This window comes from Escherichia sp. UTM R2, from assembly GCF_048593455.1.
GTDB lineage: Bacteria > Pseudomonadota > Gammaproteobacteria > Enterobacterales > Enterobacteriaceae > Escherichia > Escherichia coli.
The window spans coordinates 362168-374769 of record NZ_JBFWDY010000002.1; the positions used below are offsets into that span (position 1 = coordinate 362168).

The 12602-nt window shown below is 52.6% G+C and carries 13 protein-coding genes; 6 read left to right on the top strand and 7 right to left on the bottom strand.

Annotated elements, in window-relative coordinates; all coding sequences use genetic code 11:
• Window positions 1-38 precede the first annotated feature (38 nt).
• Entirely contained in the window at window positions 39-1220 is a 1182-nt protein-coding gene (tsgA, locus tag AB4H76_RS02445; protein WP_000185247.1) for an MFS transporter TsgA, read from the bottom strand.
• A 270-nt stretch (window positions 1221-1490) separates the two neighbouring features.
• Here tsgA and ppiA point away from each other — a divergent pair, with 270 nt between their 5' ends.
• The 5 genes from ppiA to argD all read left to right on the top strand — a co-directional run bounded on the left by ppiA (window position 1491) and on the right by argD (window position 4828).
• Window positions 1491-2063, top strand: coding sequence for a peptidylprolyl isomerase A (gene ppiA, locus AB4H76_RS02450; RefSeq protein WP_000477225.1), 573 nt, complete (start codon window positions 1491-1493; stop codon window positions 2061-2063).
• Between the two features lie 104 nt (window positions 2064-2167).
• Window positions 2168-2335, top strand: a complete 168-nt coding sequence (locus AB4H76_RS02455; RefSeq protein ID WP_000736860.1) for a YhfG family protein — start codon at window positions 2168-2170, stop codon at window positions 2333-2335.
• Window positions 2325-2927 carry a putative adenosine monophosphate-protein transferase Fic gene (locus AB4H76_RS02460; protein WP_001280624.1) on the top strand — a complete coding sequence of 201 codons (603 nt, stop codon included), beginning with the start codon at window positions 2325-2327 and terminating at the stop codon, window positions 2925-2927. The genes AB4H76_RS02455 and AB4H76_RS02460 overlap by 11 nt, the downstream gene beginning before the upstream one ends.
• 31 nt (window positions 2928-2958) lie before the next feature.
• The gene (gene pabA, locus AB4H76_RS02465) at window positions 2959-3522 is read left to right on the top strand and encodes an aminodeoxychorismate synthase component 2 (protein WP_085452727.1); all 564 of its coding nucleotides are present in this window, start codon (window positions 2959-2961) and stop codon (window positions 3520-3522) included.
• An 85-nt stretch (window positions 3523-3607) separates the two neighbouring features.
• On the top strand, window positions 3608-4828 hold the full coding sequence (gene argD / locus AB4H76_RS02470) for a bifunctional acetylornithine/succinyldiaminopimelate transaminase (RefSeq protein ID WP_077492861.1): 1221 nt from the start codon (window positions 3608-3610) through the stop codon (window positions 4826-4828).
• A gap of 66 nt (window positions 4829-4894) precedes the next feature.
• On the opposite strand, the gene AB4H76_RS02475 is transcribed toward argD, so the two are convergent.
• Both AB4H76_RS02475 and crp read right to left on the bottom strand, forming a co-directional pair.
• Window positions 4895-6985, bottom strand: a complete 2091-nt coding sequence (locus tag AB4H76_RS02475; RefSeq protein ID WP_001295162.1) for a YccS/YhfK family putative transporter — start codon at window positions 6983-6985, stop codon at window positions 4895-4897.
• Between the two features lie 50 nt (window positions 6986-7035).
• A complete protein-coding gene (gene crp / locus AB4H76_RS02480; RefSeq protein WP_000242755.1) occupies window positions 7036-7668 on the bottom strand; it encodes a cAMP-activated global transcriptional regulator CRP in 633 nt (210 codons plus the stop codon).
• A gap of 301 nt (window positions 7669-7969) precedes the next feature.
• On the opposite strand from crp, the gene AB4H76_RS02485 reads away from it, so the two are divergent.
• Window positions 7970-8374 (top strand): OsmC family protein, encoded by a 405-nt coding sequence (locus tag AB4H76_RS02485; RefSeq protein WP_001148910.1) that lies wholly within the window; start codon window positions 7970-7972, stop codon window positions 8372-8374.
• Window positions 8375-8428: 54 nt separating this feature from the next.
• Here AB4H76_RS02485 and AB4H76_RS02490 read toward each other — a convergent pair whose 3' ends face one another.
• The 4 genes from AB4H76_RS02490 to AB4H76_RS02505 are packed head-to-tail and all read right to left on the bottom strand — an operon-like array spanning window position 8429 to window position 12499.
• Entirely contained in the window at window positions 8429-9298 is an 870-nt protein-coding gene (locus AB4H76_RS02490; protein ID WP_001274680.1) for a phosphoribulokinase, read from the bottom strand.
• A 53-nt stretch (window positions 9299-9351) separates the two neighbouring features.
• Window positions 9352-9570, bottom strand: a complete 219-nt coding sequence (locus AB4H76_RS02495) for a YheU family protein (protein ID WP_000907085.1) — start codon at window positions 9568-9570, stop codon at window positions 9352-9354.
• The gene (locus AB4H76_RS02500; RefSeq protein WP_001753125.1) at window positions 9564-10586 is read right to left on the bottom strand and encodes a hydrolase; all 1023 of its coding nucleotides are present in this window, start codon (window positions 10584-10586) and stop codon (window positions 9564-9566) included. Before AB4H76_RS02500 ends, AB4H76_RS02495 begins: the two co-directional genes overlap by 7 nt.
• Window positions 10586-12499: an ABC transporter ATP-binding protein gene (locus AB4H76_RS02505; RefSeq protein ID WP_000634798.1), complete on the bottom strand. Its 1914-nt coding sequence runs from the start codon at window positions 12497-12499 to the stop codon at window positions 10586-10588. The genes AB4H76_RS02500 and AB4H76_RS02505 overlap by 1 nt, the downstream gene beginning before the upstream one ends.
• Window positions 12500-12602 lie beyond the last annotated feature (103 nt).

Here is a 12602-nt window from a genome sequence, read left to right on the forward strand (position 1 = left end):
AAAGGCCGGACGACGATAGTGCCGTCCGGCATGAGCAATTAATGAGAGGTCAGGGTGTTATGCTGACGGTGACGGCTGACGAAACCTAACAGGAAGCACATCACAAAGACGACAGCGTACAGACCGTTTGCTGTAAGCAGTGCCGCCTGCGGACCGCTATGTTCAACGATCGGGCCGGTAACCACAAAGGTCAACATAGTACCGATGGTTCCGCAGGTCAGGACAAAGTTAACCAGTTTTGGCGACGGTACTTTGGTCTGCTGTGAACCCAGGGTGATGATGGTGGTATAGATCGCGCTGGAGAAGAAGCCCAGAGCGAGAATTGACCACGCCATATGTGCTGGTGTTCCGGTGTTAAAGACGTACATCAGAATCGCAGCCAGACCAGCCAGTACGGTCAGAATGCGTTGCAAATCAAAGAAGCGAAGAATAAAGCTGAACGCCCACATGCCGACCATGTATGACATCCAGAAGTTACTCACCAGCGTGCCCGCGTCGTTCAGGCTCATGCCCAGGCCTTTGGCATACTCAGGCACCCAGGAGATAAAACCTAACTGACCGAGGATGTAGCACAACGCCGCAACAGAGAGAAACAGTACGCCGATCCCCCACTTTTCTTTCTCTACCGGAGCATCCGTTTTTGGCGCATGTTTGCCCAGCGCCGGGAACTCACAGCCGAAGGTCAGAATAAAAATAGCGACATACACCAGCCCGATGCAGGCATAAACCCAGTACCACTCAATGCTGCGCGCCAGTAGAAACGCGGCGATCATTGGGAAAATCATCCCAGCCATACTGAAGAAGGAGTCGGTAAATAACAGGCGGGAACCGCGCTGACGCCCTTCATACATTTGTGTTACCAGGAATGTACCAATCGACATGGTGATGCCGCTGACCACCCCGAGAATGAACATCGCCGCCGAGAACAGCGCCAGGCTGTGGCTGAACATCAAACCGGCAACCGCCAGCACCATCAGGAGAAAGCCAAAACGTAACTGCGTTTTCAACGGGACGATTTCCATCAGCCAGGCGTTGAGGAAGATAGAGATTAAAATGCCGGCGTTGAGGAAGGTGAAGGTATTACTCATACTGGAAACAGGCAGATTGAAATAATCGGCGATATTTCCCATCACCATCCCGGTGACAATAACCAACGCACCAGTCAGTGCGTAGGAGAGAAAGCTAATCCATGTGAGCTTGATGCGATTGCTGTTAGTCATGATTGGCCTGCGTTCAAAAATAAAATGGCATAGCGGGATATGCCGCGAGCGGGCGATTTTAGGTGATTTTGTGATCTGTTTAAATGTTTTATTGCAATCGGTTGCTAAATTGCATTTTAAGAGGTGATTTTGATCACGGAATAAAAAGTGATCGTCAGGTTACATATATTTCAGATACGTAAAATTAGGTAAAGGGATGGCCTTGTTCTTGAAGGCTATTTAGAATCTCTTCACTTGCTTTTTTTCTGCTCTGTTTGTTAAGGAAATCTCATGTTCAAATCGACCCTGGCGGCGATGGCTGCTGTTTTCGCTCTTTCTGCTCTTTCTCCCGCAGCAATGGCAGCGAAAGGGGACCCGCACGTATTGTTGACAACCTCAGCTGGTAACATCGAACTGGAGCTGGATAAACAAAAAGCGCCAGTGTCTGTGCAAAACTTTGTCGATTATGTGAACAGCGGTTTTTATAACAACACTACCTTTCACCGCGTCATTCCTGGCTTTATGATTCAGGGCGGCGGTTTCACCGAGCAGATGCAGCAGAAAAAACCAAACCCGCCAATCAAAAATGAAGCCGATAACGGCCTGCGCAACACGCGTGGCACCATCGCGATGGCACGTACCGCTGACAAAGACAGCGCCACCAGCCAGTTCTTTATCAACGTTGCCGATAACGCCTTCCTTGACCATGGTCAGCGTGATTTCGGTTACGCGGTATTTGGTAAAGTGGTGAAAGGCATGGACGTTGCCGATAAGATTTCCCAGGTGCCGACTCATGACGTTGGTCCGTACCAGAATGTGCCGTCAAAACCGGTAGTTATCCTTTCCGCTAAAGTCCTGCCGTAATGATTTTTCGCGCGGGCAATCTTGCCCGCGCTTCTGCTCTCCCGGCGTAACCCGGATTTGCCGCTTATACTTGTGGCAAATGGACACGTTCAGGGAGGCATCAAGTGAAGAAACTCACCGATAAGCAAAAGTCCCGTCTCTGGGAGCTTCAGCGTAATCGTAATTTCCAGGCCAGTCGCCGTCTTGAAGGCGTCGAGATGCCTTTAGTCACTCTTACTGCCGCAGAGGCTTTAGCGCGCCTTGAAGAGCTGAGGAGGCACTATGAGCGATAAATTCGGCGAAGGGCGCGATCCGTATCTTTATCCTGGCCTTGATATCATGCGTAACCGGCTGAACATCCACCAGCAGCAGCGGCTGGAACAGGCCGCTTACGAAATGACGGCGCTGCGTGCTGCGACCATTGAGCTTGGTCCGCTGGTGCGCGGTTTACCGCATTTGCGCACTATCCATCGCCAGCTGTATCAGGATATTTTCGACTGGGCGGGGCAACTGCGTGAAGTTGATATTTATCAGGGTGATACGCCGTTCTGCCACTTTGCTTATATCGAAAAAGAGGGCAATGCCCTGATGCAGGATCTGGAGGAAGAAGGTTATCTGGTTGGCCTGGAGAAAGCGAAGTTCGTCGAGCGGCTGGCGCATTACTATTGTGAAATCAACGTGCTGCATCCCTTCCGGGTGGGAAGTGGTCTGGCACAGCGGATCTTCTTCGAGCAACTGGCGATTCATGCCGGATATCAACTGAGCTGGCAGGGTATCGAAAAAGAGGCCTGGAATCAGGCAAATCAGAGTGGGGCAATGGGGGATCTCACCGCACTGCAGATGATATTTAGCAAAGTGGTAAGCGAAGCCGGGGAATCTGAGTAAAATAGCGCGGTTCTTTTGTACCGGAGCCGCCATGATCCTGCTTATAGATAACTACGATTCTTTTACCTGGAACCTCTACCAGTACTTTTGTGAACTGGGGGCGGATGTGCTGGTTAAGCGCAACGATGCGTTGACGCTGGCGGATATCGACGCCCTTAAACCACAAAAAATTGTCATCTCACCTGGCCCCTGTACGCCAGATGAAGCCGGGATCTCCCTTGACGTTATTCGCCACTATGCCGGGCGCTTGCCGATTCTTGGCGTCTGCCTCGGTCATCAGGCAATGGCGCAGGCATTTGGCGGTAAAGTTGTGCGCGCCGCAAAGGTCATGCACGGCAAAACCTCGCCGATTACACATAACGGTGAGGGCGTATTTCGGGGGCTGGCAAATCCACTTACCGTGACACGCTACCATTCGCTGGTGGTGGAACCTGACTCATTACCAGCGTGCTTTGACGTGATGGCCTGGAGCGAAACCCGCGAGATTATGGGGATTCGCCATCGCCAGTGGGATCTGGAAGGTGTGCAGTTCCATCCAGAAAGTATTCTTAGCGAACAAGGACATCAACTGCTGGCTAATTTCCTGCATCGCTGATTTCTGATTGCCATTTAGTGATTTTTTATGCATATTTTGTGGTTATAATTTCACATTTGTTTATGCGTAACAGGGTGATCATGAGATGGCAATTGAACAAACAGCAATTACACGCGCGACTTTCGATGAAGTGATCCTGCCGATTTATGCTCCGGCAGAGTTTATTCCGGTAAAAGGTCAGGGCAGCCGAATCTGGGATCAGCAAGGCAAGGAGTATGTCGATTTCGCGGGTGGCATTGCAGTTACGGCGTTGGGCCATTGCCATCCTGCGCTGGTGAACGCGTTAAAAACCCAGGGCGAAACTCTGTGGCATATCAGTAACGTTTTCACCAATGAACCGGCGCTGCGTCTTGGGCGTAAACTGATTGAGGCAACGTTTGCCGAACGCGTGGTGTTTATGAACTCCGGCACGGAAGCTAACGAAACCGCCTTTAAACTGGCACGCCATTACGCCTGTGTGCGTCATAGCCCGTTCAAAACCAAAATTATTGCCTTCCATAACGCTTTTCATGGTCGCTCGCTGTTTACCGTTTCGGTGGGTGGGCAGCCAACATATTCCGACGGCTTTGGGCCGAAACCGGCAGACATCATCCACGTTCCCTTTAACGATCTCCATGCAGTGAAAGCGGTGATGGATGATCACACCTGTGCGGTGGTGGTTGAGCCGATCCAGGGCGAGGGCGGTGTGACGGCAGCGACGCCAGAGTTTTTGCAGGGCTTGCGCGAGCTGTGCGATCAACATCAGGCATTATTGGTGTTTGATGAAGTGCAGTGCGGGATGGGGCGGACCGGCGATTTGTTTGCTTACATGCACTACGGTGTGACGCCGGATATTCTGACCTCTGCGAAAGCGTTAGGCGGCGGCTTCCCGATTAGCGCCATGCTGACCACGGCGGAAATTGCTTCTGCGTTTCATCCTGGTTCTCACGGTTCCACCTACGGCGGTAATCCTCTGGCCTGTGCAGTAGCGGGCGCGGCGTTTGATATCATCAATACCCCTGAAGTGCTGGAAGGCATTCAGGCGAAACGCCAGCGTTTTGTTGACCATTTGCAGAAGATCGATCAGCAGTACGATGTGTTTAGCGATATTCGCGGTATGGGGCTGTTAATTGGCGCGGAGCTGAAACCACAGTACAAAGGTCGGGCGCGTGATTTCCTGTATGCGGGCGCAGAGGCTGGCGTAATGGTGCTGAATGCCGGACCGGATGTGATGCGTTTTGCGCCGTCGCTGGTGGTGGAAGATGCGGATATCGATGAAGGGATGCAACGTTTCGCCCACGCGGTGGCGAAGGTGGTTGGGGCGTAAATAAGACGCATCAGGCAAAAGATGTCGGATGCGGCGTGAATGCCTTATCCGATGGTTTAGCCTGCATTACGCCTTCGAATCCCGCAACTTGCGACTCAGCCAAATCCCGTGATGCGGTCGCTGACGCCATGCCATCGACGAAATGGTGTGCATGGTGTTCAGATGACCAATAACCCGCTGTAAATGCTGCTCCAGCGTACCTGCCGCGCCTTCGTGCGGCTGCATCTCCGGCGCATCCATGATATTGGCATCGCCAGAACTCCCCGGTTCGTCATACTCCAGTCGCTGCTGACAACGCTGAATGGCGATTTCACAAGACTGTAAATACTCTTGTGCCAGTTCAGGTGGTAATGCCCGGTGTTCCCGCGCCAGCGTGGTCATGGCATTAATATGCTCAACAATAAACTGACTGTGCGTTACCCACAGTTTCATATCTGCCAGATAATGGCTGTTGAATGCCGGTTCCTGCATCGCCTGATTCAATGAGTTATACAGAGTGTTATGCGCCTGATTTACCCGCATTCTCTGCCAGGCCAGTGGCGTTGGTTGCGGGTCCTCGCTCAGAATCAAGCGAATCGCTTCCTGATAGGCTTCTAAAGCATCATGGGCGTTTTTACGCAATAACCCGCTCTGCCACTGCGGCCACAGCCAGACAGTACCGCCGAAAGCAATTAAACAACCAATAATGGTATCGATAAGACGCGGAAGGATGTATTGCTCGCCGTTCAACCACAATAGTTGCAGGGTATACACTGCGGTAATAGTAAAACCGACCGTCGCCCAGCCGTAGTTTTTGCGCAATATAAGGTAGCTGGCGAGGGTGGTAATCAGCATCAAGGTCAGGGTGTAACCTTCGGGAATTTTAAAGTGCAGCGCCACGCCCGCAATGATTAACCCGACCACGGTTCCCACGGAGCGATTCACAATCCTCAGACGGGTTGCGCCATAGCCATTTTGTGTCACCAGCAATACCGTCATCAGGATCCAGTACGACTTCGGCAGATGCAGCGCGGTGCCCATCAGGCTGGCAACGCTTAGCATCACACTGAGTCGTCCGGCATTGCGTAGCGCCGGAGACTTTAGTGACAGATAACTTTTCAGCGCCGGAAGTAACGGCATTCGCCGCTGTTTATCGGCCAGTAAGTCACGGGCATAGAGCGGTTTTTGGGTGCGCAGCACGCGGGCGATGCGGCTGAAATGCCAGTAGCAGAATTGCCCAACCGGATTATCCGGATGCTGGCGGGCGATTTTTTCCAGTGCGCCAATTTGCTTTTCCATCGTAAAACGCGTTGGCAGGCGATGGTAAAGAATGTCATCAGCCAGCACGCGCAGGCGAGCGGCGACGGTTTGCGCATTCCAGCGGATAACTTCTTCCGCATGGCTACGCTCGACCAGCTTTTGCACCTCTTCCGGCTGATGCAAACTGACCGAAATATGTTCCTGTAAATCCAGCGCCTCCTGGAAAATACGCAGCATCCGCTTGTAGTCAGTATTATTTTGCGCGGAAAGCATATGCATTTGCTGATAGCACTGGGTAATTAGATCGACCGCTTTTTGCTGGCGCACCAGCAGCGGCGGCAGCGCTTTTTCAGGGTCGGTGTGCTGGGTAAGCAGGCTGTATTTGGCTTCGCAATAATCTGCCAGTTCACGGTACAGCAGACTTAGTGACTCGCGCAGCGGTTGTTCGCGCCAGATCCAGAACCAAAACCAGTTAAACAATCCGTACCAGAGAGTGCCCAACGCATAGATGAGCAACGGTTCCCAGACCGGCATGTATCCCGCCAGACTGAGGGTAAAAATGGCGGCGAGCAGCGATGCAGGAAGCAATTTTGCGTGCAATGGCCCCAGCTCAGCAGTGACGCCAAGTACCAGCGTTAATCCGGTCAGCAAAAAGGGCAGGGGAACATCTTTTGCCAGTAGCAGCTGTGTCAGTAAGCTACAGGTGGCAAACAGCGACGCACCAATGATTAAGCGTTTGAAAAAACGTTTATGAGGCGTATCAAGGCCCGCAATATTGCAACAGGCAGGAACGAGGGAGAAGAGCAGACCGAATCGTAATTCGCCAAGCATTAACCCAACGGCCACGGGCAAACATAGCACCAGCGTTTGTCGCAGTGCATAGTTGATATCGGGGTGATAAATCAGTCTGCGCCACATCGGGGGAAACAAAATGGCGCGCTACCAGGTAACGCGCCTCTCCGACGGGATTAACGAGTGCCGTAAACGACGATGGTTTTACCGTGTGCGGAGATCAGGTTCTGATCTTCAAGCATCTTCAGAATGCGTCCCACGGTTTCACGAGAACAGCCGACAATCTGACCGATTTCCTGACGGGTAATTTTGATTTGCATACCGTCCGGGTGAGTCATAGCGTCTGGTTGTTTTGCCAGATTCAGCAGAGTCTGTGCAATGCGGCCCGTCACGTCGAGGAACGCCAGGTTGCCCACTTTCTCTGAAGTGACTTGCAGACGACGCGCCATCTGTGCAGACAGACGCATCAGAATGTCCGGGTTTACCTGAATCAATTGGCGAAATTTTTTGTACGAAATTTCAGCCACTTCACAGGCGGTTTTCGCACGTACCCATGCGCTACGTTCCTGGCCCTCTTCAAACAGGCCCAGTTCGCCAATAAAATCACCCTGATTCAGATAGGAGAGGATCATTTCTTTACCCTCTTCGTCTTTGATCAGCACTGCCACAGAGCCTTTAACGATGTAGTACAGCGTTTCCGCTTTTTCACCCTGGTGAATAAGCGTGCTCTTGGATGGGTACTTATGAATGTGGCAATGAGACAAGAACCATTCGAGAGTCGGGTCTGTTTGCGGTTTGCCAAGCACCATGCGCGGTTATCCTCTGTTATAAGCTTTCTCCAGAGCCAGATAACGCCGCTGTCTCTGGATTGCCGAAATATGCTTCCCGCTACCTGGGAAGGGGCTATCAACTGTACTGCACGGTAATGTGACGTCCTTTGCATACATGCAGTACATCAATGTATTACTGTAGCATCCTGACTGTTTTAGCATAGCTTTCGCTTTGTGTCTCCTGGTGTCTCGCTTCAGCATGACCCAGGTCGCCTTCCGTTGCGCGATTTGGTTAGTACGCGTACTCTGTCAGGAAAATTGACGCAGTGGAGTAGCAAAAATGCAAGCGCGAGTGAAGTGGGTCGAAGGGTTAACTTTTCTGGGCGAATCTGCCTCTGGTCACCAGATTTTAATGGACGGCAACTCAGGCGATAAAGCACCAAGTCCGATGGAAATGGTGTTGATGGCGGCGGGTGGTTGCAGTGCCATCGATGTGGTTTCGATCCTGCAAAAAGGGCGTCAGGATGTGGTCGATTGTGAAGTAAAATTGACCTCTGAACGCCGCGAAGAGGCACCACGCCTGTTTACGCACATTAATCTGCATTTTATCGTCACCGGTCGCGACCTGAAAGACGCAGCGGTTGCGCGTGCGGTTGATCTCTCTGCCGAGAAATATTGTTCAGTGGCGTTGATGCTGGAAAAAGCGGTGAATATTACTCACTCGTATGAAGTGGTTGGCGCGTGATTTAACTATCCCGTTGTGAAGCCGGATAGTATTTTATCCGGCGTAATAGCAGAGTTACTCGATTTTCTTTCCTTCCATCAATCGTTGCACCAGCGGCAGCATAATTAATTCCATTGCCAGACCCATTTTGCCGCCCGGTACCACTAACGTATTGATGTGGGAAATGAATGAGCCTTGCAACATCGCCAGCAGCCAGGGGAAATCGATCCCTTCCAGATTACGAAAATGGATCACCACAAAGCTTTCATCGAGCGACGGGATACCTTTTGCCGCGAACGGGTTTGAAGTGTCGACGGTGGGAACGCGCTGGAAGTTAAGATGGGTGCGGGAAAACTGCGGTGTGATGTAGTTGATATAGTCTTCCATTGAACGCACTACTGAGTCCATCACTGCTTCTCGTGAGTGCCCGCGCTCGCTGGTGTCGCGGATCAGTTTTTGAATCCACTCAAGGTTAACGATAGGCACCACGCCGACCAGTAAGTCCACATGCTGCGCAACGTTATGCTGTGGCGTGACTACGCCGCCGTGTAAACCTTCATAAAACAGTACATCAGTGGGTTCCGGTAAAGGTTGCCAGGGGGTGAATGTCCCCGGTACCTGATTCCACGGTACGGCTTCATCGTAGGTATGCAGATATTTGCGAGATTTCCCTTTGCCGCTCTGACCGTATTCAATGAAGGTTTGTTCCAGCAGGCCGAAGTCGTTCGCTTCGGGGCCGAAGTAGCTGATATGCCGCCCGGCGTCGCGCGCTTTGCGGATCGCCATGTCCATTTCCGGGCGGGTGTAACGGTGAAAACTGTCGCCTTCCACCTCAGCTGCATGCAGATTTAACTGCGCGAATATTTTACGAAACGCGAGGCTGGTGGTGGTGGTCCCCGCGCCGCTGGATCCTGTTACCGCAATGACCGGATGTTTGGCAGACATAGTAACTCCATGACTTAGCTATCATTATTATCTCGTCCGCCGACGGTTGCAGGTTATTCGCGAAACTGACTGCGCGGCATAATATTGACCGTTTCGTGCAGCTCCGACCATACCAGCACCGCTTCTCCGCACTGTAGCTGGCGTTTGACGTCGGCGACTTTCTGTTCAAGTGTACGCTCATGTTCACCATAATCGGTGCCTTCACGTAACACAAAGCTTTCAATTAAATTTTCCAGCGTTTCGGGGGAGAGGTCTTGCCACGGAATCAACATGATTTCGCCTCCAGATACGTTGTTAACCAGTCAGGAATGCGTGACTCCAGCCACATTTGCGGATGAAGTAATGTACCGCCAATAAAGCCAACATGACCGCCATGTTCAGTCAGTTGATACTCCACCTGCGGGGGGAGACTTTCCGGTTTCGGGATCACCTGATGATCCATAAACGGATCGTCTTTGGCGTGAATAATCAGCGTCGGTTTGGCGATCCGGTTCAGCATCGGCATGGCGCTACACTGACGATAATAGTCGATAGCGTCGGCGTAGCCGTGAATTCTGGCGGTGATGAGATCGTCAAATTCACGGATGCGACGTACCGATTTTAACTGGGCGAGATTAATCGGCAGCGTTCCGGGGTAGGCAGCCAGCTTGCGTGCGGCATTGGCTTTTAACAGGTTCAGCAAGTAACGCTGATAAACGCGGGAAAAGCCCTTTTCCATATGGTAACTACAGGCTTCCAGCATAAACGGCGCAGAGACAATCACCGCCGCATCAACCGGGAGATCATTGCCTGCTTTTGCCAGCAAACAGGCCAGCATATTACCGCCGAGCGAATAGCCGACGGCAGCCGTTGGCGCATGACCAAATTCGCGTTGCAGCCAGCGTAAAAACCAACTGGCGTCTTCGGTTTCGCCCGAATGGTAAATGCGGTGCATACGGTTTGGTTCACCGCTGCATCCGCGAAAATGCATCACCACGCCCAGCCAGCCGCGCTTTTGCGCCGCCTCAACCAGACCGTGGGCGTAAGGGCTATTGAGACTGCCTTCCAGCCCGTGAAATACCACTAAACGCGGTTTATGCCGCGCCTGTGCAGGGGCTTCACTCCACGCGAGATCGACAAAATCGCCGTCGGGCAACTCCAGCCGCTGCCAGTACGGGGTGAATTTCACCTGACGACGAAACAAACGCGGCAGCATAGTTTGTAGATGACAATTGCTAAAGCCGCGCATAGGGGTGAATTCAGCACTGCTGCTGAATTCATTGGCATCGGTCGTCGTTATCTGCGCCATCAGTTGCTTTGGCCTTCCAGCAGCATCTGCTCAAGCTGCTCCTGGGCTTCCAGCCATGCCATTTCGCACTCTTCCAGGCCGGATTTGGCGCTGGCTTGCTGTTGCAGGCAGGCGGTCAACTCCGCTTTACGGCTCTGGTCATACAGTTCGCTGTCGCCGAGTTTCTCTTCCGCCTGCGCCAGTTGCGCGTTCAGCTTCTCCATCTCTTTTTCCAGACGGGCAATCTCTTTACGCAGTGGCTGGGTTTGCGCACGCAGCTCCGCTTCCCGGCGCTTCTGATCTTTACGTGCCTGGGCGCTGTTCGCATTCTCTTTTGGTGCTTCGTCGGTCTGGTTTTCCTGCTTTTGTACGTCGCTCAACCACTGTTGATAATCTTCCAGATCGCCGTCGAACGGTTCGACTTTACGATCGTGAACCAGGTAGAGATCGTCAGTGGTGGAACGCAGCAAATGACGGTCGTGCGAAACGACAACCAGCGCGCCTTCGAACTCGATTAATGCTTCGGTGAGTGCCTGACGCATGTCGAGGTCAAGGTGGTTAGTCGGTTCGTCGAGCAGCAGCAGATTCGGACGCTGCCAGACGATTAATGCCAGCACCAGGCGGGCTTTTTCCCCACCGGAGAAGCGGCGCGTTTCTTCGGTTACTTTATCGCCCTGGAAACCAAAGCCGCCGAGGTAGTCACGCAGTTTTTGCTCCAGCTCCTGCGGCGCTAAACGTGCCAGATGTTGAATAGGCGATTCGTCGGCGCGCAAGTATTCAAGTTGATGCTGGGCGAAGTAGCCGAGCTTGATCCCTTTCGCCAGACCAATTTCACCGCTGACTGGCGCAAGTTCACCGGCTAACAGTTTGATTAATGTCGATTTACCTGCGCCGTTGCGGCCTAGCAGACCAATGCGCGAGCCGGGGACCAGGTTCAGTTTAATCGAGTCGAGAATAATGCGATCGCCATAGCCCGCGCTGACTTTTTCCATCTTCAGTAACGGATTTGGCAGGCTTTCCGGCGCGCGGAAGCTAAAGCGGAACGGGTTGTCGACGTGCGCGGGGGCAATCAGCTCCATACGCTCGAGCATCTTAATGCGGCTCTGGGCCTGCTTCGCTTTGGTGGCTTTGGCACGGAAACGGTCGATATAACTTTGCAGATGCGCTACGCGTTCCTGCTGGCTTTCGTACATCGCTTGTTGCTGCGCCAGACGGGTGGCGCGCTGTACTTCAAACGAACTGTAGTTGCCGGTGTACTCGAACATGCTTTGTTGTTCGATATGAATAATTTTATCGACGATCGGATCGAGGAAGTCGCGGTCGTGAGAGATCAGGATCAGCGTGCCCTGATAGCTCTTCAGCCATTTTTCCAGCCAGATAACGGCATCGAGATCGAGGTGGTTAGTCGGTTCGTCGAGCAGCAGCAAGTCTGAACGGCAAATCAGCGCCTGGGCAAGGTTAAGACGCATACGCCAGCCACCGGAGAAATCACTTACCGGGCGCTCCAGTTGTTCATTGCTGAAACCGAGGCCGTGCAGCAGGCTGGCGGCACGGGAGCGAATACTCCATGCGTCAATAGCATCCAGCTTGCCATGAATGGTCGCAATGGCGTGCCCGTCGTTACGTTCGTTGGCGTCGTGTAGCTGCGCTTCCAGTTGACGATATTCACGGTCTCCGTCAATGACATATTCCAGCGCCGCTTGCGGTAACGCCGGCGTTTCCTGATTCACCCACGCCAGTTGCCAGCTTCCCGGAAAGGTGTAGCTGCCGCCGTCGGCGCTGATTTCATTTTTCAGCAATGCCAGCAGGGTAGATTTACCACAGCCGTTTTTACCCACCAGGCCGACTTTCTGCCCGGGGTTGATGGTGGCGGTGGCATTATCCAGCAGGACGCGCACGCCGCGACGAATTTGTAACGAGGAGAAAACAATCATAAGGCGCCGTATGTTCAGACTATGTTAACTTATCATTATGATAATGTAATGTAATGTAATGTATGGGCGAGCTGCCGCACCGGGCGCAATGGTAGCCCAAAAC

Excerpts from the sequence above, each read along its gene's own strand:
- tsgA (WP_000185247.1), bottom strand. The coding sequence starts at position 1,220 with ATGACTAACAGCAATCGCATCAAGCTCACATGGATTAGCTTTCTCTCC.
- ppiA (WP_000477225.1), top strand. The coding sequence starts at position 1,491 with ATGTTCAAATCGACCCTGGCGGCGATGGCTGCTGTTTTCGCTCTTTCT.
- AB4H76_RS02460 (WP_001280624.1), top strand. The coding sequence starts at position 2,325 with ATGAGCGATAAATTCGGCGAAGGGCGCGATCCGTATCTTTATCCTGGC.
- pabA (WP_085452727.1), top strand. The coding sequence starts at position 2,959 with ATGATCCTGCTTATAGATAACTACGATTCTTTTACCTGGAACCTCTAC.
- argD (WP_077492861.1), top strand. The coding sequence starts at position 3,608 with ATGGCAATTGAACAAACAGCAATTACACGCGCGACTTTCGATGAAGTG.
- AB4H76_RS02475 (WP_001295162.1), bottom strand. The coding sequence starts at position 6,985 with ATGTGGCGCAGACTGATTTATCACCCCGATATCAACTATGCACTGCGA.
- crp (WP_000242755.1), bottom strand. The coding sequence starts at position 7,668 with ATGGTGCTTGGCAAACCGCAAACAGACCCGACTCTCGAATGGTTCTTG.
- AB4H76_RS02485 (WP_001148910.1), top strand. The coding sequence starts at position 7,970 with ATGCAAGCGCGAGTGAAGTGGGTCGAAGGGTTAACTTTTCTGGGCGAA.
- AB4H76_RS02490 (WP_001274680.1), bottom strand. The coding sequence starts at position 9,298 with ATGTCTGCCAAACATCCGGTCATTGCGGTAACAGGATCCAGCGGCGCG.
- AB4H76_RS02495 (WP_000907085.1), bottom strand. The coding sequence starts at position 9,570 with ATGTTGATTCCGTGGCAAGACCTCTCCCCCGAAACGCTGGAAAATTTA.
- AB4H76_RS02500 (WP_001753125.1), bottom strand. The coding sequence starts at position 10,586 with ATGGCGCAGATAACGACGACCGATGCCAATGAATTCAGCAGCAGTGCT.
- AB4H76_RS02505 (WP_000634798.1), bottom strand. The coding sequence starts at position 12,499 with ATGATTGTTTTCTCCTCGTTACAAATTCGTCGCGGCGTGCGCGTCCTG.